This window comes from Cobetia sp. PDI-23MA, assembly GCF_059507735.1.
Window position 1 is genome coordinate 2198262 of record NZ_CM183352.1, and the last position, 23092, is coordinate 2221353.

The window sequence follows — 23092 nt, forward strand, 5'->3', positions numbered from 1 at the left end:
TTATGTCACAGCCATCCTTGACGACCTCCCCTCTCTGCCCTGGCGTCCTTACTGCCCTCAATGTTCAAGACGCCAACAACGGTTTGGCAACGCTCTACTGTGGTAGTCTGCGATTTCGACCTCTCCATCACCGTTACAGACAGGGAAGGCTGCGACACGATGCCAGACTCTCTCGGGCTTGATACTTCCGTTATTCCCAATTGGATCAAGACATTGCGGCATGAAGAGGATCATCAGGCCCTGATGATTCTTGAGCTGGCTGCGGACCTTGCTGGCGCTCCTATGGGGATGATCAACCTGCGTGACGGCGAGCAGCTCAAGCGCTGGTTGAGTCTGGATGACAACGCGCATGAGTCCGTCCTTATTAGCAATGCGCTGTGTGGCGTGGCAGTACTACAAGCTAGTCCCCTCATCACGTGTGACGCCCGTCGACAACCCGAATTCGCCGGTTGCAGTTCGGTGCTTGCCGACGGCATTCGTTATTACATCGGCTTGCCCCTCAAGGCAGACAATGGCGAGATAATCGGCTGCATGAGCCTGGCGGACACTACACCGCGTCAACAGTTGCCCAGCCCAGACGTCCTCATCCGGCTGGACAAGCTCGCGACCCTGGCGACCGAGGCGCTGAAACGCCAAGTCAATCAAAGCTACCTCAATGCAGAGTTCGCAGACAGTCAATCGCGCGCCAGCTGGATATTGCGCAGCATTTCCGATGGCATCATCGAATGGAAAACAGGCAACGAGAGACTGACCATCTCTACCCGCCTGGAAAACCAGTTGGGGTATGAAGCCGGAACACTCGACACCGGACTCGAAGCATTGCATGAGAGAGTCGCACCCGACATGCGTGACGACTTCAAGGCCTTGGTCAACGCCAAGCGACTGAGCGGAACGCCTTTCAATTGCGAGTTGCTGATTCGCACTCAGCAGGGAGACCATCGCTGGTTTGAGCTACGCGCTCAATTCGAGGTCAGAGACGGCGAGCCCTACCGCTTCATTGGCTCATTACTGGACATCCATCAGCAGCATCTGGCCAAGGAGGCCCAGGCTGACAAGCTGCGCCGCTATGAACGCCAACAGGCGGCCTTGATCGAGCTCGGCAACACCCGCCACGATGACAGCACGCACCTAGATAGCCTACTGCCATGGTTATGCGAGCAAGTCGCCAAAGGACTGCAGATACGCAAGGTGAGCTTCTGGTATATGAATGCCGCCCACGACTGCCTTTCACTCGCCCACGTCCATGATGCATGGATTCCCCCTCCGCACGATGCGACGCTTAGTACGGTCCCCACCAGCCTCACTAGAAAACACAACGGACTCTATTTCGAAGCCCTAGATGCCGGACGCGCTCTCGCGTTGGCCGATGTGACCAAGGCCAATCAAGAGTTGCTGTTTGATGGAACCTTCCGATGCAGCGTGAAAGCCATCATCGACAGCCCGATCCGTGTGGCAGGTCAGGTGGTGGCCGTCATCTGCTGTACAGAAAGCCATGCCCCGCGCGAATGGGCAGATGATGAGCGGGCGTTTCTTGCCTCCGTGGCGGATCACGTCTCACAGCTCATGACCGAATTCGAGCAACAAGCCTCTCAGAAGCGCCTGCGGGCCAACGAACGACGCTACCGCGCCACCTTCGAGCACTCTGCTGTCGGCATGGCGCACCTGAGCACCAGTGGCCAGCTGTTGCGCGTCAACCAACGACTCGAGAGCATCCTGGGCTACACCGCCGCCACCTTGTCCCAGAGTGTCATTCGCGAACTGATCGAGCCGGAGGACCTGGAAAGCTTCCTGCAGCAACATCAGGCTCTGATCGAGCAGCGCAAGGACTTCTTTACCCAGCAATGCCGCTTCATCCACGCCTCCGGCAACTCGGTGCATGCCGAGATCAGTGTTTCTGCGGTTGAGGCGACGCCAGACCAGGAGGGCTATACGCTGCTGGCGCTGATCGACAATACGCTCAATCACACCATGTCGCAGCGCATGGCCCACGAGGCCAACCACGACAGCCTGACGGGATTGCTCAATCGCGGCGCCTTCAAACGTGAACTGACGACACTTTGTGATGATGCGCGTGCCACCCGCGCACTGCATTGTCTCGCCTACATCGATCTGGACCAATTCAAGGTCGTCAATGACACCTGCGGGCACTCGGCAGGCGATGCCCTATTGATCCAGCTGGTCGACGTCATTGCCGCCGGCTTGCGCAAACAGGATCGACTCGCACGCCTGGGAGGAGATGAATTCGGCTTGCTAATGCCCGACACGACGCTGGATGACGCCGAAGCGCTGCTTGAACAGATGCGCCAATCCGTCACCAACTTCCGATTCATGTGGGAAGATAAACTGTTCACCATCAGCACCAGCATTGGTCTCGTGAGCATCGACAGCAACCACAACGACCCGCACCAACTGCTGAGTGCCGCCGATGCTGCCTGCTATGAAGCCAAGGATGCCGGGCGCAACCGCATTCATCGGCACAGCGAATCCGGTGATGAGGTAGCACGGCGCATGCAGGAAATGCACTGGCTGACAGAAATCACCGCGGCCATAGAAGAACAACGCCTGGTGCTTTACCAACAGCCGATTGTCAGCACCCTCGCCACTCCACAAGCCGTCAACGCAGAGCCAGGCGAGGGCCCGCACTGCGAGCTTAACTGCGATCTACATTACGAAGTGCTGGTGCGCTTGAAAGGCCGGGATGGCACCATCATTGCGCCGGGCGCCTTCCTGCCTGCGGCGGAGCGTTATGGCCTGTCGGCCGCCATCGATGAACATGTCATTCGCCAATACCTGAGCTGGCTGGCAGCGCACCCTGCGCATGCCCAGCGACTGACCATGGTGTCACTCAATCTCTCCGGACACTCCATAAGCAGCCCAAGCTTTCGCGACCTGCTGGTCACGATGGTCCGCGACAGTGGCATCCCGGGTGACAAGCTGTGTTTCGAGATCACCGAATCCGTCGCCATCACGCGGCTGGGCGACGCCCGCGCCTTCTTCGAGGCACTCGGCGCACTCGGCTGTTCCTTCGCGCTGGATGACTTCGGGAGTGGAGTCTCGTCCTTTGGTTATCTGAAAAACCTGCCCGTCGACTTCCTGAAGATCGATGGCGCCTTCATTCGCGACATGGACACCAACCGCGTCTCCTACTCCATCGCCCGCGCCATTGCCGAAGTCGCACGTGAAATGGGCATGAAAACAGTGGCGGAATTCGTGGGGAGTGCACAAGTGCTCGACTCCGTCACCAGTATCGGTGCCGACTTTGTACAAGGCTACGCGCTGGGCATGCCGGAGCCACTCGAGACAAACGCCATACTACCCAATACCGATGATGCCCACGGCAAGGGGCATACTGAAGGCAAAGTCTCCAGCACAATCTCACGGGGCAATGACACTCGCGTGGTGGAGCCTTCTCCTAAAGTTTACTGAGACAAGGGCTTGCTGAATCAGAGGCTCGGGCTTGCTGAGTCAGGGCGGGGCGCCATAGAGCAGAGAAGCGGCATTTCCTCAAAACCACACACTACCCTATCTCCAGAACCGGACCAGAGAAGCCCAGCCTCTGAGCGGCGAACGCTACTCGGGGGCTGGGCTTATTTTCCCTTTCAGGGTGCAAGATGCAAGAAAGAGTAGCGGTGTCAGAAACCGGATTCGCGACGCCAGCCCCCACCACTTGACGCCAGGTTCGGCTCAACAGGCTGCGCGGCTCAGTATCGACATTGACCATGCCGCGCCGGCCAGGCATCGAGAGTGCCAGCGCCTGAGAGAAGTCCACTGGCTCAAGCGTGACCCGATAGAGGCTGCGCATCAGTTCCAGCTGCCCATCATCACCCTCGCGAACCTTCAAGTCCCCACCATAGGGCGCGGCCATTTCCGGCTGCTCAAGCACTGCGACTGCCTGAGCCTCGACGCTGACCACGCGCATTTCCAGCGGCTTGCCTACAGGCGCCAGCGGATAGAACCAGGCAGTAGCACCTTCATCGACGCGCAGTACCTCTTCCTCTTCCACCCAGGCCGTCAGGGCCACTTGCCGAGGATTGCGCAGCGTCATCACCCACTCCCCTCACCGACCCAGCCCCCTGCTTTCAAGGCAGGATTGAGCGAGTGCACCTTGCCGGCGAATGCCGCCTTGAGCTGGCCGGTCGCCTGCTCGGCTTGCAGCGCGCTGACCCGTTGGCGCTGCACCTCAAGATCGGCCTGCACCACCGGGCTATCCTGCAGCAGTCTGCGATCCAAACCACTGGCGGAGCGACGCCAGTCCAGCTGCTCCACGCGACGCTCGGCACTGGCAAGGCGCTCACCTCGGCGGGGCAAAAACCATGTAAAGTTTTTAATAGCAGAATATTGGTTACATCAGTTTCTTGACCCAGAGCGCAGCAGCCTCCACCAGCTTCTGGTGTGCGTGGCGGAATGCCTCCTCACTCTTGCGATAGGGATCGGGAATCTCTTCTCCCTGGCCGCCAGCCAGCCAGCGGCCGAACAGCATCGTCTTGCCACTGACCTGCGGTGCCATCTGGTTGATGGCACGGCGGTGGCCATCGCTCATGACCAGAATCAGATCCGCCGCCGTCAGCATCTCAACCGACACCTGGCGTGCACGATGCTCACCTACCTCAAGGCCCGACTCGACGGCGAAGCGTGCTGCCGTGGGCTCGACAGGGTGATCGACCAGAGCGCCCACGCCCGCCGAATGCACTGTCTTGCCAGGCAACGCCTGCTTCAGCAGTGCCTCACCGACCGGACTGCGACAGATATTGCCGGTACACACCACCAGAATATTGTTGAACACGCTGACTTCCTCTTCCTTGTGACGCTTGCACTCATGTCGATGGCCCGGCACTGGAGACGCTTTCCCGCACCCGGGCACCAAGTATTCATTGTCGCATGCTGGCAGCCTGTAGTGGCAGGCTTGCGAGGCGCGATTGACGCAGCCTGTGGCGTTTCAAGGGCCAGCAGCGTGCTCATATGGCAACACTGAGGTGACCTGACGCATTTGTCCCCTGCCCCTTGAAGACCTCAGGCAATATCGCCAAGTCCTGATGTGTAGCCAATGAAGTGACTAGTCAAAGGGCCGATCTCGATCCCTTGCGACCCCCATTCAGTCACTTGCTGAACCAGCACCCACCAGGGAGGCAAGATGAGCAACAAGACACTGACCGCGTCCAATCCGGCCAATGACAAGGTTCTCAAGGAATACGCCACGCTGAGCAAGGAAGAGGTTCAGCAGAAACTGGAGCAGACGCGCAAGGCGTACTCGAGCTTCAGTCAGACCACCGTGCAGGATCGTGCGCAACGCCTCACCATTCTGGCGGACTTGATCGATGAGCATCAGAAGGAAATCGCCACGCAGATCGCTCATGAGATGGGCAAGCCCTATGATCAGGGCATCAGCGAGACGCAGATTTCCTCCAGCATCGCGCGCTTCTATGCCGACAACCTGCCCAAGCTGATGGAAACCGAGCAGCGTGAAGCCGACGGTGCCGTGCGTGCCAAGATCGTCAAGGACCCCATCGGCGCCGTCCTGGGCGTGATGCCGTGGAACTATCCGCTCTATCAGGTCATCCGCTTCGCGGCTCCGGCCCTGGCAGGCGGCAATGTCTGTCTGATGAAGCACGCCTCCAATGTCCCGGGCTGCGCCGATCTGATCACTCAGCTATTCCACAAGGCCGACTTTGAAGAGGGCATCTTCACCTGGTTGCCGGTGGGCTCGGAGATGATCGAAGACATCATCAATGACCCTGTCGTCCAGGGCGTCACCCTGACCGGCAGTGAAGAGGCGGGTCGCAAGGTCGCCGAGCAGGCAGGCGCGGCGCTCAAGCCAAGCGTGCTGGAGCTGGGCGGTATCGATCCGCTGATCGTGCTGGATGATGCCGACATCGAGCGTGCGGTGGATCTCGCCATCGCCGGGCGTTTCGACAATACCGGCCAGAGCTGCGCCGCATCCAAGCGCCTGATCGTCGACAAGTCCCTCGCCGAGGACTTCTCCAAGCGCCTGATCGAGAAGGTCAAGGACATGCGCATGGACGACCCGATGAGCGAAGGGGTCGATATCGGCCCGATGTCTCGCAAGGACCTGCGCGATGACCTGCACGATCAGGTCCAGCGCGCCATCAAGGCAGGCGCCAAGCTTGAGTGCGGCGGTGAGATTCCGGATCGCGACGGCGCCTGGTACCCGCCGACGGTGCTGACCAACGTCACTCAGGGCAATCCAGCCTTCAATGAAGAACTGTTCGGGCCAGTCGCCTCCGTGGTGGTCGCCGACAACGAAGCGCATGCCATCGAGCTTGCCAACGACTGCCCCTATGGCCTGGGCAGCACCGTGGTGGCCAAGGACGACGAACGAGGTGAACGCGTCTCTCGTCAGCTCCAGGCTGGCATGAGCTTCGTCAACCGTCCGACCACGCCCTTCGCCCAACTGCCCTTCGGTGGCGTCAAAGGCAGTGGCTACGGTCGCGAGCAGAGCGAATATGGTTTCGGTGCCTTCATGAACATCCGCACCGTCTATGTCGCTGAACACTGATGTGACACATCGTCGATGCCCCTGAGCACTGAGCTTTTGAGGCATTGATGTCGCGAAGTCAGGCAGCCCATGGCTGCAATCAACAACGCCCCGCTTTTCAGCGGGGCGTTTTGCGTCAGGCATTCGCATGCCTTGCCTTGCGATATTCCCCTTCCTCAACCATCGCGCTGAGCGCCCATCAAGTCAGCGCGTCACACAGCCCTGCCGACATGCCTCACCTTCCAGCTGAACCGTGACGTGCGAGATGTCGTGGCCGTCGCGCAGATAATCCTGAACCCGTTCCAGCACATCACCGGGCACACTGGTGGCGGCGACGACGACATGCAGACTGGCAATCGGCGACTGAGGCGTCAGCCCCCAGAGATGCAGGTCATGTACGCTCTCCACGCCCTCAAGCGCCAGAACGCCCGCCTGAATATCGGCGTGATCGAGCTGCTCCGGCGCTCCTTCCAGCAAGGTATGCGCCGAGCGTTTCACCAACGACCAGGCACCGCGCAATATCAGCACCGCCGCGAGCACTGACAACACGGGGTCAGCCTGATTCCAGCCGGTGGTCATGATGATCAGCGAGGCGACGATGGCCGCCACCGAGCCGAGCAGGTCCCCCATTACGTGCAATACCGCACCGCGCAGATTGAGGTTGTCCTGATCGCCCTGATGCAGGATACGAAATGCCGCGATATTGACGATGAGCCCAAGTACGGCGATGGCCAGCATCGGCCCCGCCAGTACTTCGGCGGGAAGCCAGAGCCGCTTGATGGCGGCCACCACGATCGCCGCCCCGATCACCAGCAGGGTCAGGCCATTGACGAAGGCAGCCAGCACCTGAAAGCGCGCATAGCCGAAGGTCAGCTTGCGGGTCGCCGCCCGATGCCCGAGACGAAACGCCCCCCAGGCCAATGCCAGCGACACGGTATCACTGAGCATGTGCCCGGCATCCGCCAGCAGAGCCAATGATCCGGCGACCAGACCGCCGACTACCTCCGCCAGCATGAAGCCGCCCGTCAGATACATCGCCATCTTGACGCGGCGCTCGCTATCGGCTGTCACCTCAGGCGCATGATCATGGTGATGCCCATGATGCTCATGCGAGTGGCTGTGCGAATGATCGTGTAAATGACCCTGCGAGTGACCGTCTGAAGAGCCGGGGACATGGGAATGATCGTGAGCGTGTTGCTCGCAAGACTCATGCAAAGGTTCGCGGGCGTCATCTTGCGGTGTCGATGCCATTCAACCTCCGGCCATCTAATGAAAAAAGAAACGTGTCTGCATGATGCGCAGCGTAACATCGAAAGTCGCGCGGCTTTCAAGACGCATTGGCGGATTTTCGCGTTCCGATAAAGGCCAGCAGCCACTGCGCCAGCTTGATAGGATAGTTATCACTTGCGAAGCAACGAATAAAGGATTCCTGCCCTCCCCATGAGCCTCTCCTCCGAGACCACCCCCTCCCGCTCGCCCCTCAAGGCCGATCTGCTGCTCCTGCTGGTCACCATCATCGCCGCCGCCGGCTGGATATTCTCCAAGGAGGCGATGGCCGGCATGCCCCCTCTGCTGTTCATCGGCAGTCGCTTCCTGCTTGCGGGGCTCATTCTGGCCATCTTCGATGCGCGCTCACTGGGCCAGCTATCCACCAGACGCAAGGTGCGTGCCAGCGGCGTCGGTGTCCTGTTCGGGGGTGCCATGGCCTGCTGGTCGCTGGGGGTCGCACTGTCTGATCAGCTGGGCGTGATCGCCTTCATCAACAGCTTCGGCATCCTGCTGGTGCCGGTGCTCGCACGACTGCTGTTCAAGGACAGGCCACCGCTGAGCACCTGGATCGCACTGCCCACCGCCCTGCTCGGATTCGCCCTGCTCGGCATGGGCCAGCCCGGCGCGACCGATGGCTTCACCATCGAGCCCGCTCAATGGCTCATCTTCGGCGCCGCCTGCCTGTTCGCTCTGGTGTTCAACTTCAATTCACGCCTGGTGCGCAATATCCCGGCCCTGCCGCTGACGGCCATCCAGCTGATGACCACCGGCGTCACCTGCCTGATACTGTCGGCGCTCAGCGAGAGCTGGCCCGCCGGCATCAGTCTCGACATCCTGAGCTGGTTCCTGGCCAGCACCCTGATCGCCAGCACCCTGCGCTTCTTCCTGCAGATCTACGCACAGGGCCTGACCACCCCCAGCCACGCCTCGGTCATCCTGATGCTGGAAGCGGTCTGGGCCGCCCTGATGTCGGCAGCCTGGTTCGGTGAGCGCATGACCCTGATCCAGATGACCGGCTGTGGCCTGATCTTCACCGCCCTGCTGATCAATCGCTGGCAGTGGATCTCACGCCTGTGGCGTCAGCGGCGGGCTGCCTCGTGAGAACAGCGTCCTGACTTGAGTGTCAGGCATGTCGCCACCATGTCTGACGCTTGAGCGTTCGACTTCCCGCCCCATTCTCTGCCATCGGAGCCACCATGATCCCCACACTACTCGGCGTACTGACGCTGCTGATGGCAGCCTTCACCCTGCTGCCACTGACGCGTATTCGCCATTGGTCGGTGCGCATCATGGATTTCCCCCGTCTGCAGCTGGCTGCATTGTGGGCGATGTTGTTGATCGCCGACCTCGCGGTACCCCAGCTTGCCTCCGGGCTCAGGGTGTCACTGGCCGTGATCGCCGTGGCCGGGCTTGTCTATCAGGCACACTGGATCGTGCCCTATACCCGCCTCTTCCCTTGCGAGTCCGCGCGCACCAGACAGCACGACCGGCAGCGTCAGGTCCGCCTGCTCACCGCCAATGTCCTGACCAGCAACCACGACAGTGACAAGCTGCTGGCCATCGTCGAACGCGAACAGCCCGACGTGCTGGTGACGCTGGAATCCGATGACTGGTGGCAGCAGCGGCTCGACGTGCTCGAGGCGGATAGCGAGCAATACGGCTATACCCACACCCTCAAATGCCCGCTGGACAACCTCTATGGCATGCATGTCTATTCACGCCTGCCACTGCATGACGCCAGCATCAATTATCTGGTGGAAGATGACGTGCCCTCGATGCATGCGCAGCTGGAGCTGGCCAGCGGTGATCGCGTGCGAGTGCACTTCCTGCATCCGGCGCCACCCAGCCCGACCGAGAATGACGAGTCATCCGAGCGAGATGCCGAGCTGATCATCGTGGCGCGCAGCGTCGCCGACAGCCAGCAACCGGTGATCGTGACCGGTGACCTCAACGACGTGGCCTGGTCTCGCACCACGCGCCTGTTCCGCAAGCTGTCCGGTCTGCTGGACCCGCGCGTCGGCCGTGGCATGTTCAATACCTTCCACGCCAACATTCCCCTGCTGCGCTGGCCGCTGGATCACCTCTTCCATAGCGAGCACTTCAGTGTGGTGCGCGTGGCGCGCATGGAAGCCTTCGGCTCCGACCACTTCCCGCTGCTCACCGAACTGGCGCTGACGCCCGCCCAGGACACCGGCGAGACGCTCGATGCCCCGGAACCGGACGCCGACGACCAGGCCGAGGCCAGCGAGACCGCCAGTGACGAGAATGTCAGTCAGCAGGACGTGCCGAAGCCAGGTCGCTGAGCGCGACATGCCTGAGATGGCATTTGGCTGAATTCTCCAAAAGGTCCCAGACTGGCTGATGAGGGTTGAGCCATACGGGAGGCAGGCATGCGAGGACTCGACTGGCTGGGCACGCGGCTGGCGCGTCATCTCACGGCGCCGGGCAAGCTGCCGGCGCATCGCGCCACGTCATCACCGGAAAAGCTGGCTGCCACCCTGCGGCGCGGCGATGTCCTGCTGGTCGAGGGCTCCTCGCGTATCAGCACCGCCATTCGCTACCTCACCCAGTCGACCTGGTCTCACGCCGCGCTCTGCGTGCGCACGCCGCTGGACAGCAGAGGACGTCCGGCCAGGGGCGACTGCCTGCTGGAAGCGGACGTCACCGCCGGGGTGCGCCGCGTCCCCCTCAACCATTACTGGCATCAGCACACGCGTATCTGCCGCCCGGTCGGGCTCACGGAGGAGGAGATCAGCGCATTGATCGCCCACGCCGAGGCGCGGCTGGGCCATCAATACGACCTGCGCAACATCGTCGATCTGGCTCGCTATCTGATTCGCACGCCACCGGTGCCAAGCCGCTATCGGCGCCGCATGCTGGCACTGGGCAGCGGCGACCCGACCCGTGCGATCTGCTCGTCGCTGATCGCCGAAGCCTTCCAGGCCGTGCGCTACCCCATCCTGCCAGACAGTGACGTCCTGCCCTCCAGCGACCCGGCATGCCTGCACTGCTATCAGGAGTTGCTGCATATCCGCCATCACAGCCTGTTTGCGCCCTGCGACTTCGATATCTCGCCCTACTTCGACATCATCAAGCCGACCCTGTGCGCCGGATTCGATCCCCATCGCCTGCAGTGGAGCGAACCGCCCGCCTGATCTGGTATGCTGCGCGCCATCCGCGGCCTTGCTGGCCGGCACCTGGGCATCAGTTCTGCTGTGCCGACTGCGCCGCCTGCCGCCCTTTGACACTCTTCACGACCGGAACCACGCCCGTGACCAATAACGACATCATCCGTCGCCTGCGCTACGCGCTGAATCTCTCCGACACCGACATGATCAACACCTTCGCTGCCGCGGACCACGAGGTCTCACGCGCCCAGATCAGCGATTGGCTCAAGCGCGATGATGATGAGGCTCAGCAGCGCATCAAGGACATCGACCTGGCCAGGTTCCTCAATGGCCTGATCAACGTGCGCCGCGGCAAGCGCGAAGGCGCCCAGCCGGCGCCTGAAAAGCGTCTCGACAACAACCTGATTCTGCGCAAGCTCAAGATCGCCTTCGAGCTCAAGGATGACGACATGCTCGAGCTGCTGGCACTGGCCGGGTTCGAGCTGATCACCAAATCCGAGCTGTCTGCCTTCTTCCGCAAGCCCGATCATCGCCACTACCGCGAGTGCAAGGACCAGATCCTGCGCAACCTGCTCAAGGGCATCGAGCTGCGCCATCGTCGCCAAGACCCCGAGACCGAGCAGCACGCCGTCGATCCGGTCTGATCAGACCCTGATGTGACGCCATACAACAACGCCGCCCCGGATTCCGGGGCGGCGTTGTTGTATGGCGGCAATGGCGGTACCCACAGCGGCTCAGCATTCGCGGTTGGGGCGCCCTTCCATGGTGACCAGGCGCGCCAGCAACGGCGCCATGCGGTGCTGGCTCCCTTCCGCCGCCGCAACCAGCGCCGGCAATACCCAGCACGGCAGGTCAGGCATCAGGCGGTAGTAGACCCATTGTCCCTGGCGGCGATCCAGCAGCAGACCACAATTGCGCAACTGGGCCAGATGGCGCGATACCTTGGGCTGCGACTCCTGCAACACGTAGGTCATCTCGCATACGCAAAGCTCGCCTTCTGCATGGATAAGCAACATCAGCACAAGGCGTGTATCGTCGCTGAGGCATTTGAAAAGACGTGTCGGGGTCAGAAGAGACAATGCAGAATTCCACCTGATTCAATGATGTGAGCGTGCCGCCAACCACAGCTGCAAGCGCGTGCGAATTTCGTTCAAGGCGCGCCCATAGGACACCGCAGTATCCTCATTGCGCGGATCCTCGATATCCCAGAACAACAGCTCATCGGTCTGGCCATCCCACTGGCGACACTGCTGCATCGCCTTCTGATACGACGCGATGGCGGTATCGAAGGGTTGAGATCGGTAGCGATCGACTCGCTCGCCAAGTCTGAGTCATCGCCCCCGGCGCGTGCAAGAAGGTCCGACGCATGCTGTAGCGAGGCACCAGTTGCTCGCCACTCGAGAGCTCTTCCCAAGAGCTGCCCGCCACAACCCAAGCCCCGGCCAGTAGCTAGCAGCTCAGCTAGTCATCATCGCCCTCTTCGGCACTCTTCTGGCGCGCCTTGCGCTCCTGCTCTTCTTCCATGGCCGCCATGATGTTCTCGAGCAGCGCATCCACGTCCGGCGCTTCGGCGTCGTCCTCATAAAGGCCCGTCAGCTCGACATCCGGGTCCATATCACCGGCCTCAAACAATGCCCAGATCTCATCGGCGTAGCGTGTCTGTGCCAGTTCAGGCGCGAACATCGCGTAGTAGGCGGTGATATTGGCGACATCACGCGCCAACATGCTCTTGGCATTATTGTTGGCCGCAGCATCGACCGCCTGCGGCAGATCAATGATCACTGGGCCATAGTCATCGACCAGCACGTTGAACTCGGACAGGTCGCCATGCACCAGGCCGGCATGCAGCATGCGCACGATGTACTGCATCATCAGCGCATGGTCTTCCCGCGCCTGCTCGGCGGACATCGAGACATCATTCAGGCGCGGCGCCACATTGCCGTCGTCATCGGTGACCAGCTCCATCAGCAGCACGCCATCGAAGCAGCCGAACGGTTGCGGCACGCGCACACCGGCATCGGCCAGACGATACAGCGCATCGACCTCGGCATTCTGCCAGGCGGCTTCCTGCTGGTTGCGTCCGAAGCCGGAGCCCTTCTCCATCGCCCGCTGACGGCGACTGTTACGCACCTTGCGACCTTCCTGATACAGCACAGCCTGCTTGAAGCTGCGCTGGGCAGCATCCTTGTAGACCTTGGCACAGCGAATCTCTTCTCCGCAGCGCACGACATAAACCGAGGCTTCCTTGCCACTCATCAAGGGGCGAAGCACTTCATCGACCAGGCCGTCATCTATGAGCGGCTGGATTCTCTTTGGCGTTTTCATCGCGTTCTTATACGCGTTTTGCGATACATCGGGAATCACCCTGTAGCAATTTTGTGACATACCTTACGACAAAACCCCCGCCAATGCGTCATTGGCGGGGGTTTCAGCATTCACTGACAGACTGCCTGATCGGCAGCAGCGTCAGCGCTTATTGGGCGTTCTTGAGGCTCTGCATGTCAATCACGAAACGATACTTGACCTTGCCTTCCTGCATGCGCTTCCAGGCATCATTGATGGTGTCGATGTCGATCATCTCGATATCGCAGCCAATGTCGTGCTCGGCGCAGTAGTCGAGCACTTCCTGGGTCTCGGGCATGCCGCCGATCAGCGAGCCGGCCAGCACGCGACGCTTCATCACTAGATTGCCGCCCTGCAGCGCGGGGTCCACTTCCTGCACCAGGCCGACGAGGATATGCGTGCCGTCGTACTTCAGGGTATTGAGGTAAGGGTTGAGATCATGCGGCACCGGCACCGTGTCGAGCAGGAAGTCGAAGGTTTCGGTGGCGGCTGCCATCTGCTCATCATCCGTCGAGACGATCACATGATCGACACCATTCTCGCGCGCTTCCTCGACCTTGCTCTCGCTGCGGGTGAAGAGCGTCACTTCACAACCCATCGCCTTGGCGAACTTGATGCCCATGTGGCCCAGGCCGCCCATGCCGATCACCCCGACCTTGTCACCGGACTTCACGCCATAGTGACGCAGCGGCGAATAGGTCGTGACACCCGCGCACAGCAGCGGCGCTGCCACAGCCGGGTCGAGCTTGTCCGGGATGGAGACCACGAAGCGTTCGCTGACGACGATCTTGTCGGAATAGCCGCCCTGGGTGAGGCTACCGTCGTGACGGTCCGGGCTGCCGTAGGTCATGGTCATGCCGTCAAGGCAGTATTGCTCGAGCCCCTTCTGACAGGCGCTGCATTCGCGGCAGGAATCCACCATGCAGCCAACGCCGACCATGTCGCCCACCTTGTACTGACTGACGTCATTGCCTACCTGGGTCACCCGCCCCACGATCTCGTGCCCCGGCACCAGCGGATACTGAGAAAAGCCCCAGTCATTGCGGCCGACGTGCAGATCCGAGTGACAGACACCGCAGTAGAGAATCTCGATGGCCACATCGTCCGGACGCGGCTGGCGACGCTCGAAGTTCCAGGGCGCCAGGTCTGCCGTTTCGGATGCCACGGCATAAGCGCGAGTCTGGCCGTCAAAACCACCGTTGGAAGGGCTAGTCATGGAGTCTCTCCTTGCTTGGCTGAGCGTCGGTTGGCGTAACCATCAAAGATGATTCAGCGCCCGTGAAAGGGATTCGCATGCCATGCGGCAATCGCGATCATGCCCACTGACCTCTTGCCGACAGCCCGACTTTTCAATGGCTTGGCTGCCCTGCATCACTGTGTTGGTCAGATCGCAACAGCGACCCACCAAGCTGCGCGAGGCTTGCAGACACAACAGAAAGCGGCGCGAAACATAAGGCTCCTGATTCCAAATTGACGCCATCAAGCAGCAAAGTTGCCACTGTGTTATCATACACCTTCACCCCTCACGTCTTGGAACGGAGTCCCGCATGGCGAATACTCGTACTGCTGCAAAGAAAAAAGCACCGGCTGCTGTCGAAACCTCAGCCTCGCTTGAAGCTCAGATGCAGGCCTTCCTGGACCGTGGTGGCAAGGTGGATGTGATTGAATCCGGTGTCAGCGGCCAAATCATTGGCGTCAAGCCGACCAAGCCGTCAAACCCTGCTGCCAAGAGCTGAAGCTTGCCCATCAAGCCTTGGTGCCCGAACGCGCTGCTCGCCTCTCTCAACTGGCGCCTGCCATCGAGTCACTGACTGGTGAGAGCGTTGTTCATCGCTAGACCTCCAGCCGCTGCCCTGCATCATCAGGTAGCGGCCGGCTTCTTTCTGGGGAGAGGAAAACCGCCTCTTGCCTGCCATTGCCCTCCCGCCACGGCGACGCCCATGTCAGCATCCTCTTCGCGCGACAGCTCTCTCGACTCCCGCCAGCATAGCGCGCATGGCACTCTCGACGCGGATGGGGCACGCACACGCCTGGCCGTCTTCATCGATGTGCAGAACATCTACTACACCACCCGCGATACCTTCGGTCGGCAGTTCGATTATCGTCGCCTGTGGGCAGAACTCGAGCGTCTCGGCTCGATTCAGCATGCCTACGCCTACGCAATCGACCGTGGCGACCCCAAGCAACAGCAATTTCAGCAGCGTCTGCGCGAGATAGGCTTTGAGGTCAAACTCAAGCCCTTCATCCAGCGCGGCGACGGCTCGGCCAAGGGCGACTGGGATGTCGGCATCACCATCGACGTGATGGAAGCCGCCCCCGAAGTCGATGAGATCATCCTCGCCTCCGGCGATGGCGACTTCGCCCTGCTGCTGGATCATGTCGCCACCCGTCACGCCATCACCACACGCGTCTATGGCGTCGAAGCCCTCACCGCCCTCACCCTGATGAAAAGCGCCCATCACTTCCGCGAAGTCGATGAAAGCCTGCTGATGCGCTGATACCGATCGATCGCGTCTCAACCGCGCTCGAATCCTGTCTGTCGCACAAGAAACACCCGCACTGCCTCCACTAATCAAGAGGATGTGCGGGTGTTTTCGTCTGGGCTACCAGCGGCCTGCCAGACATTCAGGCTTTACCGCGAACTTGTCGACTAGCTCTGTGGTGCGGCACTCAGCGTCAATTCGATGGCATCGTGGCGCCAGTGTTCATCATCGCAGTCCACCGCGCGGCCATTCTGATCGAAGTTGATTCGGGTGATGCGCTGCGCGGGGCTGCCTTGCGCGGCGTTCAGCGCGGCGGCGGCCTCAGCGTCGAACACCGTGGAGGCCAGTTCGAAGCTGACGCGGCTGACACGAATGGCGTATTCGCGTCGATAGAGGTCGGTCAGGGAGTGGGCTCCGAGATCGAAATCGAGGATGCCCGGGAAGCAGTCACGTCGCAGGTGATGGCAGACATGCAGCACGCGCCGCCCGTCGATACGCCGCACGCGAGTGATGCGATAGACCACTGAGCCCTCCGCAATCCCCAGTCGCTGCGCGATCACCGCGTTGGCAGCGACCTCTCCTGCCGCCAGTACCTCGGTGCTGGCCACCCGCTGCTGTGACTCGACCATGTCGCGAAATGGCAGGCACGCCAGCAAGTCATAGCGCAGTCGTGGCGGCGAGACGAACCAGCCCCGCCGATTCTCGCGATAGATACGCCCCTCCGCCTCCAGCTGCAGCAGGGTGTCGCGCAGGGTGACCCGCGTCGTGGCAAAGCGTTCGATCATCTCACGTTCGGAGGGCAGGCGCTGTGAGGCGCGTAGCGGCGCTGCCTCAAGATGGTTCAGCAGCTTGCCCTTGAGCCCTGCCACGGGGACATCCGCGTCAGGAGTTGCTGATGAAGCAGCGTCACTCTGGGGCTCAAGCGAAGATGAAGGCATGCGAAGTTCCTGAAAGATAACGAAAGACAGCAATTTCTGGCGAGTCACTTGCATGACATCCAGGGCGTCCAGGATGGAAAGGGTCAGAGAGAAAAGATTCCTGTGGTCTAGTTCAGATGACTCGCAAAGCTCAGTGCGTATTTTCAAGACACGCTTGTCGAGACACGCATGAGGAGAATAGTGGCATTGGCGTGACAACTCGGTGACAGCGCAGCTCTGGCTGCCACGCCAGGCCAGTCATCACACGCTGGCTCATGCCTTGCACGCCATGCTTTGCACACTTATGGCTGTGGAAGATAGCGAGGACTGAAGCCCGCGGCAAGGCACGGAGAAGGTATGAAGGAGGCAGAGGCAGAGCCCTCACCCATGCCATGACAACGACATGTTGACGACACGCAACTGTCACAGGCGAGCGCTAGAGTCGATCGTGTCTTTCAGACTGAACTAGACCACACAGTTTCGGCTCTCTCGGCACTTGCCTGAGCACTTGGCAGAGCGCTGGTCTGATCAATGATCCGAGAACCGGCCTGAGCAATGACCTGAGCACCCGGACGTGCTCTCAGCGTGTCGACAGGGTGCCTGATGCCCGTCACGCCTTACCTTCAGCGCAGCGATTGTTCATCACCTACTGGGGAAATCTCCTTGAAATCGATTGCCACTACCTCACCCCGCTCCACCGGCCTGCTGGTTTCCACCTGCATGGCCGCCCTGTTGGGCAGTGCCTCCGTCAGTGCCGCCGACATGCCGGCTGACCTTCTCGAGGCTGCTCAGTCCGAAGGCCGTGTCGATAGCGTCGGCATGCCGGACAGCTGGGCCAACTGGAAGGACACCTGGGCAGACCTCGAGTCGAAGTATTCCATCGCACATAGCGATACCGACATGAGCTCCGCCGAGGAAGTCGCCAAGTTCAAGGCCGAGGGTGAGAACGCCACCGCCGATATCGGTGACGTGGGCTTCGCCTTCGGTCCGATCGCGGTGCAGCAAGGCGTGACCCAAGCCTACAAGACCACGACCTGGGATCAGATCCCGGAGTGGGCCAAAGACAAGGATGGCCACTGGGTACTGGGCTACACCGGCACCATTTCCTTCATGATCAACAAGACGCTGGTCAGCGAAGATGAGCGCCCGACCTCCTTCTCAGATCTCGCCGAGGGTGACTACAAGGTGTCCGTCGGCGCCGTGGGCAAGGCCTCCCAGGCCAACAACGCCATTCTGGCCGCTGCCTTCGCCAATGGCGGCAAGGAATCCGACCTGACACCGGGCCTGGAAGTCTTCGCGGAACTGGCGCGCCAGGGCCGTCTGTCACTGGCAGAGCCGAGCATCGCCAACTTGGAGAAAGGCGAAGTCGAAGTCGCCCTGCTGTGGGACTTCAATGCCCTGAACTATCGCGATCAGATCAACCGCGACACCTTCGAGGTCGTCATTCCGTCTGATGCCTCCGTCACCTCCGGCTACGCCACCATCATCAACAAGCATGCCGCGCACCCGAATGCCGCCAAGCTGGCCCGTGAGTACATCCTCTCCGATGCCGGTCAGCTGAATCTGGCCAAGGGCTATGCCCGTCCGATCCGCGCCGAGCACCTCACCCTGCCTGAGGATATCGCCGCCAAGCTGCTGCCCAACGAGCAGTACGCCAATGCTCGTCCGGTTCAGGACTTCGCGGGCTGGGAAGCCAGTGCCAAGCAGCTGCCGCGTCAGTGGCAGTCCCAGGTACTGATCCACCAGCAGTGATCCCCGGCCTCTGCTTCACGCGAGCAGAGCGCGCACCATCCTGACAGACGGCATCGCCTTTGCGGTGCCGTCTTGAGCTTCACGGAGTCACCATGTCTCAGCGTGTCATTCTTGTCGTGCTCGACGGCCTCAACCATGCCGTGGGTCATCATGCCATGGGCTATCTGAGTGCCCTGGTCGAGGCCGGCCGTGGCCAGTATCAATCACTGGACTGCGAGCTGCCGGCCATGTCGCGCCCGCTCTATGAATGCCTGCTGACCGGCGACCTGCCTGTCGACTCAGGTATCGTCAACAACGGTATCGTGCGCCGCTCACGCGGCATCAGCCTGTTCGACCTTGCCAGCCAGCAGGGCAAGCGCACGGCTGCTGCCGCCTATCACTGGGTCAGCGAACTCTATGTCGCGGCCCCCTTCGTGCCGGCCCGCCATCGCTGGCTCGACAACCCGGAATCCGCCATCCAGGCGGGCATCTTCTACTGGCAGGATCATTATCCGGATGACCATCTGTTCAGTGACGCCGAAATGCTGCGCCTGCGTCACGACCCGGATTTCCTGCTGGTGCATAGCATGAACATCGACGATGCCGGCCATCGTCATGGCGGCGACACGCCGCAGTACCGCAACGCCGCGCGGCATGCCGACGTCGCCCTGGCCGACTACCTGCCGGCATGGCTGGAAGCCGGCTATCAGGTGATGGTCACCGCCGATCACGGCATGAATGCCGACCGCTCACATTCCGGCCTGCTGGAAGAGGAGCGTCGCGTGCCGCTGTGGACCTTCGGCACCGCCTTCGCCAACGCCACCGCGACGGATCTCAAGCAACGCGAGCTCTGCGGCACCCTGGCCACACTGCTGGGGCTCGAGCACAGCAAGGCGAGCAATCCGTCGCTGCTGGCGAGCCATGCTGCCACGCGAGGCCTCAAGTGATGTCTGCCGCCTTCAAGCGCCGCCTGACCAGCCCCGTCATGTGGCTGTTGCCGTTTGCACTGATCTTCGGCGCCTTCCAGATCGCGCCGCTGGTGTGGGTGATGATCAGCGCCTTCAAGCCCCCTACTGGCTGGGGGCTGGCCAACTTTCACGAGATCGCCTCTTCGGCCTTCTTCCGGCAGGCCATCTGGCGCAGCCTCGAGATCTCCTTCATGTCCAGCGTGCTGGGGCTGGCGATCGCCGCCGTGACCTGTCACAGCATGCAACGCTGCGGCCCGCGTCTGACGCGCATGATGATCGCCTTCACCAACATGACCAGCAACTTCGCCGGTGTCCCGCTGGCCTTCGCTTTCATCATCCTGATGGGCGCCAACGGCATGCTGACCCTGATGCTGGAGCGCTTCGGCCTGCTCGAGGACTTCAATCTCTACTCGCGCACCGGCCTGATCGTCATCTACACCTGGTTCCAGATTCCGCTGGGCATCCTGTTGCTGTATCCCGCCTTCAGCACCCTGAAGACGGAGTGGCGTGAAGCCGCCAGCCTGCTGGGCGCCAATCGCCTCGCCTACTGGCAGCACATCGGCCTGCCGGTGCTGTGGCCGTCACTGGCGGGCACGCTCACCGTGCTGTTCGCCAATGCCATGGGCGCCTACGCCACCGTCTATGCGCTGGTGAACACCAGCTACAACCTGATGACCATCCGCATCGCCAACCTGGTCTCCGGCGACCTGTTCCTGCAGCCGGAACTGGCCAGCGCACTGGCACTGGTGCTGGTCGTCATTCTCATCATCGTCACGCTGATTCAGCAATGGCTCATGCGCAGGAGCTACCATGTCACTTCCCGCTGAACTGCCCTATCGCCACGGCAAGCCCTTGCTGCCCAGCCTGATGGCGCGCCTGCGCCGCGTGAATCTCTACACCTTCATCGTCACCAGTATCTTCGCGCTGCTGGCACTGCCGCTGATCGCGACGCTGTTCTACGCCCTGGCGACACGCTGGGGCGCCAGCCTGACCCCCGACGCCCTGACCGTGAAATGGTTTCTGGAACTCTGGACCACACCGCGTTTTCTGGCGGCGTTCGGGCGCTCGCTGCTGGTCGCCGTCGGCGCGCTGGCACTGTCGTTGCTGCTGATCGTGCCGGTGGTATTTCTCGCCCATACACGCTATCCGCGCCTGGACAGCGTGATGAATGGGCTGATCCTGCTACCCTTTGCCGTGCCGCCCATCGTGTCATCGGTCGGCCTGCTGCAGCTCTACGCAGGCGGCCCGCTGGCCATCGTCGGTACGCCGTGGATCCTGATACCCACCTACTTCACCATCGTGCTGCCTTTCATGTACCGCGCCTTGGCCAACAGCCTGCGTGCACTGGATGTAGCCTCCCTGATGGAGGCCGCTCAACTGCTGGGGGCAAGTCCGCTCAAGGCGTTCTTCCTGGTCGTACTGCCCAATATTCGCGTCGGTATCCAGATTGCCGTCTTCCTGGCCTTCTCGTTCCTGGCCGGCGAATTCGTGTTCGCCAACATGCTGGTCGGCACCCGATTCGAAACCCTGCAGGTCTATCTGAACAATATCCGCGGCGCCAGCGGCCATTTCACCAGCGCCCTGGTCATCACCCTGTTCGTGTTCACCCTGATCCTGACCTGGCTCGGCAATCGTCAGCCCGCCGAGCAGGAGATGCCCGCGGATGACCCCGACGAGGTGCTGGCCACCGCCATGACCGACGGCTTGCCCGGCCCGGTGCCGAGCGCCGACCCCGAGCCGCGTCACACCACTCACCAGTCGCCAGACTCCACATACAGAGGGGACCGCTGATGCTTGCCATCGACACCGCCACCACATTCGATAGCCAGAGCGCCGGCGGCCTTCTGACCAGCGCCCTGCGCGAACGCGCCGCCGACCAGCACTATCTCAAGCTCAATGGCCTGGCCAAGAGCTTCGGGAAGACCCAGGTGTTCGCCGAGATAGAGGCCGAGATCGCGCGGGGGGAATTCATCACCCTGCTCGGCCCCTCCGGCTGCGGAAAGTCGACCCTGCTGCGCGCCATCGCCGGTCTCAATGATGTCGATGCCGGCCAGATCATCGTCGATGGTCACGACATCACGCCACTGCCGCCGCAGCGTCGCGGCATCGGCATGGTCTTCCAGCACTATGCGCTGTTCCCCAACATGCGGGTGGCGGACAACGTGGCCTTCGGCCTGCGCATGAAGAAGGTACGCCCGGAAGAACGCGAGCGGCGTGTCAGCGAGGTGCTCAGACTGGTGGAGCTGACCGATCAGGCGCAACGCTTCCCGCACCAGTTGTCCGGCGGCCAGCGTCAGCGTGTGGCACTGGCACGCGCGCTGGTGGTCGAACCGCAGATCCTGCTGCTGGATGAGCCGCTGTCGGCACTCGATGCGCGTATCCGCCGCCATCTGCGTGATCAGATCCGTGACATCCAGAAGAGCCTCGGCCTGACCACCCTGTTCGTGACCCACGATCAGGAGGAAGCACTGCTGCTGTCGGACCGCATCTTCCTGATGCATCAGGGGCGCATCCTGCAGCAGGGCAATGCCGAGTCGCTGTATACCCGCCCGGTGGATGCCACGGCGGCAGGTTTCATGGGGCATTACAATCTGATCGGTCGCGAGCTGGCGCGCCCGCTGCTCGGGTACGAAAGCGACAGCCAGCGCGTGGCACTGCGCCCGGAAGCGCTGTACCTGCAACCGGACACCAGCCCCCAGGGACAGCAGGATGAGTACGCCAACTTCCCGACCCAACCCTTGCCGGACAATGCCGGCCCCGGCTGCCCGGGCGTGATCCGCCGCCACCAGCTGCTCGGCAATATCGTGCGCTACGAGGTGGACTGTCAGGGACTGCGCCTGAATGTCGATGTCCTCAATCGCAGTGCTCGGCAGCTACTGCCGCGCCATCTGCGCGTGATACTGCACGCCGATCTGGATGAGGTTCAGGCGCTGGGCGGTAACGAGACCGCCACCACGACGCAGGTGTCCCATGACTGACATCACAGGGCTTGCCATCTTCGATCTTGACGACACCTTGCTCGAGGGCGATGCCACGGGGCTTTGGACCGACTGGTTGATCGCGAGGGGCTGGATCGTCGATGGCGAGAAATATCGCGCGATCTGGGCACAACAGATGCAAGACTACGTGGCAGGTGAGCTCGACATGGAGACCCACCTGACTCACCTGCTGGTCCCGCTGGCAGGGCGGGCCGTCAGTGAGGTCGATGCCGAGGTGGCACGCTTTCTCGATGCCGAGCTGATGCCACGCCTGTATCGTGAGGGGCTGGAGCGGATCCATTGGCACCGCGCTCAGAATCATCAGGTCGTGATCATCTCGGCCTCGACAGCGCATCTGGTCGCCCCCCTCGCCGAGCGCCTGGCGCTGGACGCGGCCCTGGCCACGGCCCTTGAGACCGAGCAAGGCTGCTACAACGGGCGGGCCTGTGGCATTCGCACCTTCCGCGAGGGCAAGCTCGCGGCACTCAAGGCATGGCAACGGCAACACGCCAGCCACAGCACTGGAGTGCCCAGCTGGGGCTATTCGGATTCACGCAATGATCTGGCCTTGCTGGAATTCGTCGATCACCCCTTCGCCGTCCACCCGGACCCGACCCTTGCCAACCTAGCGCAACAGCGCGCCTGGCAGACACTACGTTGGCAATGAAGGAAACCGGGTTGGTAATGAGAGAGGCTGGCAGCAAGAGACGCTGGGCTGGAATCGAGAGACGGGAATCGAGAGCTCCTGCGCTGGAATTGAGAGACTGGACGGGAATCGAGAG

General features: G+C 61.6%; 23 protein-coding genes. 14 read left to right on the forward strand and 9 right to left on the reverse strand.

What is annotated here, in order from left to right; translation table 11 throughout:
• The first annotated feature begins 60 nt into the window (after nucleotides 1-60).
• Nucleotides 61-3426 (forward strand): bifunctional diguanylate cyclase/phosphodiesterase, encoded by a 3366-nt coding sequence (locus AC5WNJ_RS09335; protein ID WP_495929423.1) that lies wholly within the window; start codon nucleotides 61-63, stop codon nucleotides 3424-3426.
• A 91-nt stretch (nucleotides 3427-3517) separates the two neighbouring features.
• On the opposite strand, the gene AC5WNJ_RS09340 is transcribed toward AC5WNJ_RS09335, so the two are convergent.
• The 3 genes from AC5WNJ_RS09340 to AC5WNJ_RS09350 are packed head-to-tail and all read right to left on the reverse strand — an operon-like array spanning nucleotide 3518 to nucleotide 4783.
• Nucleotides 3518-4045 carry a hypothetical protein gene (locus AC5WNJ_RS09340; RefSeq protein ID WP_285461042.1) on the reverse strand — a complete coding sequence of 176 codons (528 nt, stop codon included), beginning with the start codon at nucleotides 4043-4045 and terminating at the stop codon, nucleotides 3518-3520.
• On the reverse strand, nucleotides 4045-4308 hold the full coding sequence (locus tag AC5WNJ_RS09345) for a hypothetical protein (RefSeq protein WP_495929425.1): 264 nt from the start codon (nucleotides 4306-4308) through the stop codon (nucleotides 4045-4047). Before AC5WNJ_RS09345 ends, AC5WNJ_RS09340 begins: the two co-directional genes overlap by 1 nt.
• A gap of 34 nt (nucleotides 4309-4342) precedes the next feature.
• Nucleotides 4343-4783, reverse strand: a complete 441-nt coding sequence (locus tag AC5WNJ_RS09350; protein ID WP_285461040.1) for a low molecular weight protein-tyrosine-phosphatase — start codon at nucleotides 4781-4783, stop codon at nucleotides 4343-4345.
• Between the two features lie 348 nt (nucleotides 4784-5131).
• Here AC5WNJ_RS09350 and AC5WNJ_RS09355 point away from each other — a divergent pair, with 348 nt between their 5' ends.
• A complete protein-coding gene (locus AC5WNJ_RS09355) occupies nucleotides 5132-6514 on the forward strand; it encodes an NAD-dependent succinate-semialdehyde dehydrogenase (protein ID WP_495929427.1) in 1383 nt (460 codons plus the stop codon).
• Between the two features lie 183 nt (nucleotides 6515-6697).
• Here AC5WNJ_RS09355 and AC5WNJ_RS09360 read toward each other — a convergent pair whose 3' ends face one another.
• Entirely contained in the window at nucleotides 6698-7564 is an 867-nt protein-coding gene (locus AC5WNJ_RS09360) for a cation diffusion facilitator family transporter (protein ID WP_495929429.1), read from the reverse strand.
• A 369-nt stretch (nucleotides 7565-7933) separates the two neighbouring features.
• On the opposite strand from AC5WNJ_RS09360, the gene AC5WNJ_RS09365 reads away from it, so the two are divergent.
• The 4 genes from AC5WNJ_RS09365 (at nucleotide 7934) to AC5WNJ_RS09380 (ending at nucleotide 11534) form a co-directional block, all read left to right on the forward strand.
• Nucleotides 7934-8863: a DMT family transporter gene (locus tag AC5WNJ_RS09365; RefSeq protein WP_495929431.1), complete on the forward strand. Its 930-nt coding sequence runs from the start codon at nucleotides 7934-7936 to the stop codon at nucleotides 8861-8863.
• Nucleotides 8864-8958: 95 nt separating this feature from the next.
• Entirely contained in the window at nucleotides 8959-10065 is a 1107-nt protein-coding gene (locus AC5WNJ_RS09370) for an endonuclease/exonuclease/phosphatase family protein (RefSeq protein WP_495929433.1), read from the forward strand.
• 87 nt (nucleotides 10066-10152) lie between these two features.
• A complete protein-coding gene (locus AC5WNJ_RS09375; protein WP_495929435.1) occupies nucleotides 10153-10917 on the forward strand; it encodes a YiiX/YebB-like N1pC/P60 family cysteine hydrolase in 765 nt (254 codons plus the stop codon).
• A 116-nt stretch (nucleotides 10918-11033) separates the two neighbouring features.
• Nucleotides 11034-11534 carry a YehS family protein gene (locus AC5WNJ_RS09380; RefSeq protein WP_495929436.1) on the forward strand — a complete coding sequence of 167 codons (501 nt, stop codon included), beginning with the start codon at nucleotides 11034-11036 and terminating at the stop codon, nucleotides 11532-11534.
• Between the two features lie 90 nt (nucleotides 11535-11624).
• On the opposite strand, the gene AC5WNJ_RS09385 is transcribed toward AC5WNJ_RS09380, so the two are convergent.
• The 4 genes from AC5WNJ_RS09385 to AC5WNJ_RS09400 form a co-directional block, all read right to left on the reverse strand.
• On the reverse strand, nucleotides 11625-11906 hold the full coding sequence (locus AC5WNJ_RS09385) for a metalloregulator ArsR/SmtB family transcription factor (RefSeq protein WP_495931037.1): 282 nt from the start codon (nucleotides 11904-11906) through the stop codon (nucleotides 11625-11627).
• A gap of 81 nt (nucleotides 11907-11987) precedes the next feature.
• Entirely contained in the window at nucleotides 11988-12146 is a 159-nt protein-coding gene (locus AC5WNJ_RS09390; protein ID WP_176677284.1) for a hypothetical protein, read from the reverse strand.
• A gap of 205 nt (nucleotides 12147-12351) precedes the next feature.
• Nucleotides 12352-13215 carry a PA4780 family RIO1-like protein kinase gene (locus AC5WNJ_RS09395; RefSeq protein WP_054557253.1) on the reverse strand — a complete coding sequence of 288 codons (864 nt, stop codon included), beginning with the start codon at nucleotides 13213-13215 and terminating at the stop codon, nucleotides 12352-12354.
• A gap of 148 nt (nucleotides 13216-13363) precedes the next feature.
• Nucleotides 13364-14449, reverse strand: a complete 1086-nt coding sequence (locus AC5WNJ_RS09400; RefSeq protein ID WP_495929438.1) for an NAD(P)-dependent alcohol dehydrogenase — start codon at nucleotides 14447-14449, stop codon at nucleotides 13364-13366.
• A 331-nt stretch (nucleotides 14450-14780) separates the two neighbouring features.
• Between AC5WNJ_RS09400 and AC5WNJ_RS09405 the strand changes: the two genes are divergently transcribed.
• Both AC5WNJ_RS09405 and AC5WNJ_RS09410 read left to right on the forward strand, forming a co-directional pair.
• Nucleotides 14781-14969 carry a PFL_1563 family small protein gene (locus AC5WNJ_RS09405; protein ID WP_495929440.1) on the forward strand — a complete coding sequence of 63 codons (189 nt, stop codon included), beginning with the start codon at nucleotides 14781-14783 and terminating at the stop codon, nucleotides 14967-14969.
• 204 nt (nucleotides 14970-15173) lie between these two features.
• Nucleotides 15174-15731, forward strand: coding sequence for a LabA-like NYN domain-containing protein (locus AC5WNJ_RS09410; RefSeq protein ID WP_495929441.1), 558 nt, complete (start codon nucleotides 15174-15176; stop codon nucleotides 15729-15731).
• Between the two features lie 152 nt (nucleotides 15732-15883).
• Here AC5WNJ_RS09410 and AC5WNJ_RS09415 read toward each other — a convergent pair whose 3' ends face one another.
• Nucleotides 15884-16654 (reverse strand): UTRA domain-containing protein, encoded by a 771-nt coding sequence (locus AC5WNJ_RS09415; RefSeq protein ID WP_495929443.1) that lies wholly within the window; start codon nucleotides 16652-16654, stop codon nucleotides 15884-15886.
• Nucleotides 16655-17296: 642 nt separating this feature from the next.
• Between AC5WNJ_RS09415 and AC5WNJ_RS09420 the strand changes: the two genes are divergently transcribed.
• The 6 genes from AC5WNJ_RS09420 (at nucleotide 17297) to AC5WNJ_RS09445 (ending at nucleotide 22977) form a co-directional block, all read left to right on the forward strand.
• Nucleotides 17297-18385, forward strand: a complete 1089-nt coding sequence (locus tag AC5WNJ_RS09420; RefSeq protein ID WP_495929444.1) for an ABC transporter substrate-binding protein — start codon at nucleotides 17297-17299, stop codon at nucleotides 18383-18385.
• A gap of 92 nt (nucleotides 18386-18477) precedes the next feature.
• A complete protein-coding gene (locus tag AC5WNJ_RS09425) occupies nucleotides 18478-19311 on the forward strand; it encodes an alkaline phosphatase family protein (RefSeq protein WP_176677285.1) in 834 nt (277 codons plus the stop codon).
• Nucleotides 19311-20159 carry an ABC transporter permease gene (locus AC5WNJ_RS09430; protein ID WP_495929445.1) on the forward strand — a complete coding sequence of 283 codons (849 nt, stop codon included), beginning with the start codon at nucleotides 19311-19313 and terminating at the stop codon, nucleotides 20157-20159. Before AC5WNJ_RS09425 ends, AC5WNJ_RS09430 begins: the two co-directional genes overlap by 1 nt.
• Nucleotides 20143-21123, forward strand: coding sequence for an ABC transporter permease (locus AC5WNJ_RS09435; RefSeq protein ID WP_495929447.1), 981 nt, complete (start codon nucleotides 20143-20145; stop codon nucleotides 21121-21123). The genes AC5WNJ_RS09430 and AC5WNJ_RS09435 overlap by 17 nt, the downstream gene beginning before the upstream one ends.
• Nucleotides 21123-22310, forward strand: coding sequence for an ABC transporter ATP-binding protein (locus AC5WNJ_RS09440; RefSeq protein ID WP_495929449.1), 1188 nt, complete (start codon nucleotides 21123-21125; stop codon nucleotides 22308-22310). Before AC5WNJ_RS09435 ends, AC5WNJ_RS09440 begins: the two co-directional genes overlap by 1 nt.
• Nucleotides 22303-22977 (forward strand): HAD family hydrolase, encoded by a 675-nt coding sequence (locus AC5WNJ_RS09445; protein WP_495929450.1) that lies wholly within the window; start codon nucleotides 22303-22305, stop codon nucleotides 22975-22977. The genes AC5WNJ_RS09440 and AC5WNJ_RS09445 overlap by 8 nt, the downstream gene beginning before the upstream one ends.
• Nucleotides 22978-23092 lie beyond the last annotated feature (115 nt).

Coding starts and splice junctions, on each gene's coding strand:
- AC5WNJ_RS09335 (WP_495929423.1), top strand. CDS start 61: ATGTTCAAGACGCCAACAACGGTTTGGCAACGCTCTACTGTGGTAGTC.
- AC5WNJ_RS09340 (WP_285461042.1), bottom strand. CDS start 4,045: ATGACGCTGCGCAATCCTCGGCAAGTGGCCCTGACGGCCTGGGTGGAA.
- AC5WNJ_RS09355 (WP_495929427.1), top strand. CDS start 5,132: ATGAGCAACAAGACACTGACCGCGTCCAATCCGGCCAATGACAAGGTT.
- AC5WNJ_RS09365 (WP_495929431.1), top strand. CDS start 7,934: ATGAGCCTCTCCTCCGAGACCACCCCCTCCCGCTCGCCCCTCAAGGCC.
- AC5WNJ_RS09370 (WP_495929433.1), top strand. CDS start 8,959: ATGATCCCCACACTACTCGGCGTACTGACGCTGCTGATGGCAGCCTTC.
- AC5WNJ_RS09375 (WP_495929435.1), top strand. CDS start 10,153: ATGCGAGGACTCGACTGGCTGGGCACGCGGCTGGCGCGTCATCTCACG.
- AC5WNJ_RS09385 (WP_495931037.1), bottom strand. CDS start 11,906: ATGTTGCTTATCCATGCAGAAGGCGAGCTTTGCGTATGCGAGATGACC.
- AC5WNJ_RS09390 (WP_176677284.1), bottom strand. CDS start 12,146: ATGCAGCAGTGTCGCCAGTGGGATGGCCAGACCGATGAGCTGTTGTTC.
- AC5WNJ_RS09395 (WP_054557253.1), bottom strand. CDS start 13,215: ATGAAAACGCCAAAGAGAATCCAGCCGCTCATAGATGACGGCCTGGTC.
- AC5WNJ_RS09400 (WP_495929438.1), bottom strand. CDS start 14,449: ATGACTAGCCCTTCCAACGGTGGTTTTGACGGCCAGACTCGCGCTTAT.
- AC5WNJ_RS09405 (WP_495929440.1), top strand. CDS start 14,781: ATGGCGAATACTCGTACTGCTGCAAAGAAAAAAGCACCGGCTGCTGTC.
- AC5WNJ_RS09410 (WP_495929441.1), top strand. CDS start 15,174: ATGTCAGCATCCTCTTCGCGCGACAGCTCTCTCGACTCCCGCCAGCAT.
- AC5WNJ_RS09415 (WP_495929443.1), bottom strand. CDS start 16,654: ATGCCTTCATCTTCGCTTGAGCCCCAGAGTGACGCTGCTTCATCAGCA.
- AC5WNJ_RS09425 (WP_176677285.1), top strand. CDS start 18,478: ATGTCTCAGCGTGTCATTCTTGTCGTGCTCGACGGCCTCAACCATGCC.
- AC5WNJ_RS09430 (WP_495929445.1), top strand. CDS start 19,311: ATGTCTGCCGCCTTCAAGCGCCGCCTGACCAGCCCCGTCATGTGGCTG.
- AC5WNJ_RS09435 (WP_495929447.1), top strand. CDS start 20,143: ATGTCACTTCCCGCTGAACTGCCCTATCGCCACGGCAAGCCCTTGCTG.
- AC5WNJ_RS09440 (WP_495929449.1), top strand. CDS start 21,123: ATGCTTGCCATCGACACCGCCACCACATTCGATAGCCAGAGCGCCGGC.
- AC5WNJ_RS09445 (WP_495929450.1), top strand. CDS start 22,303: ATGACTGACATCACAGGGCTTGCCATCTTCGATCTTGACGACACCTTG.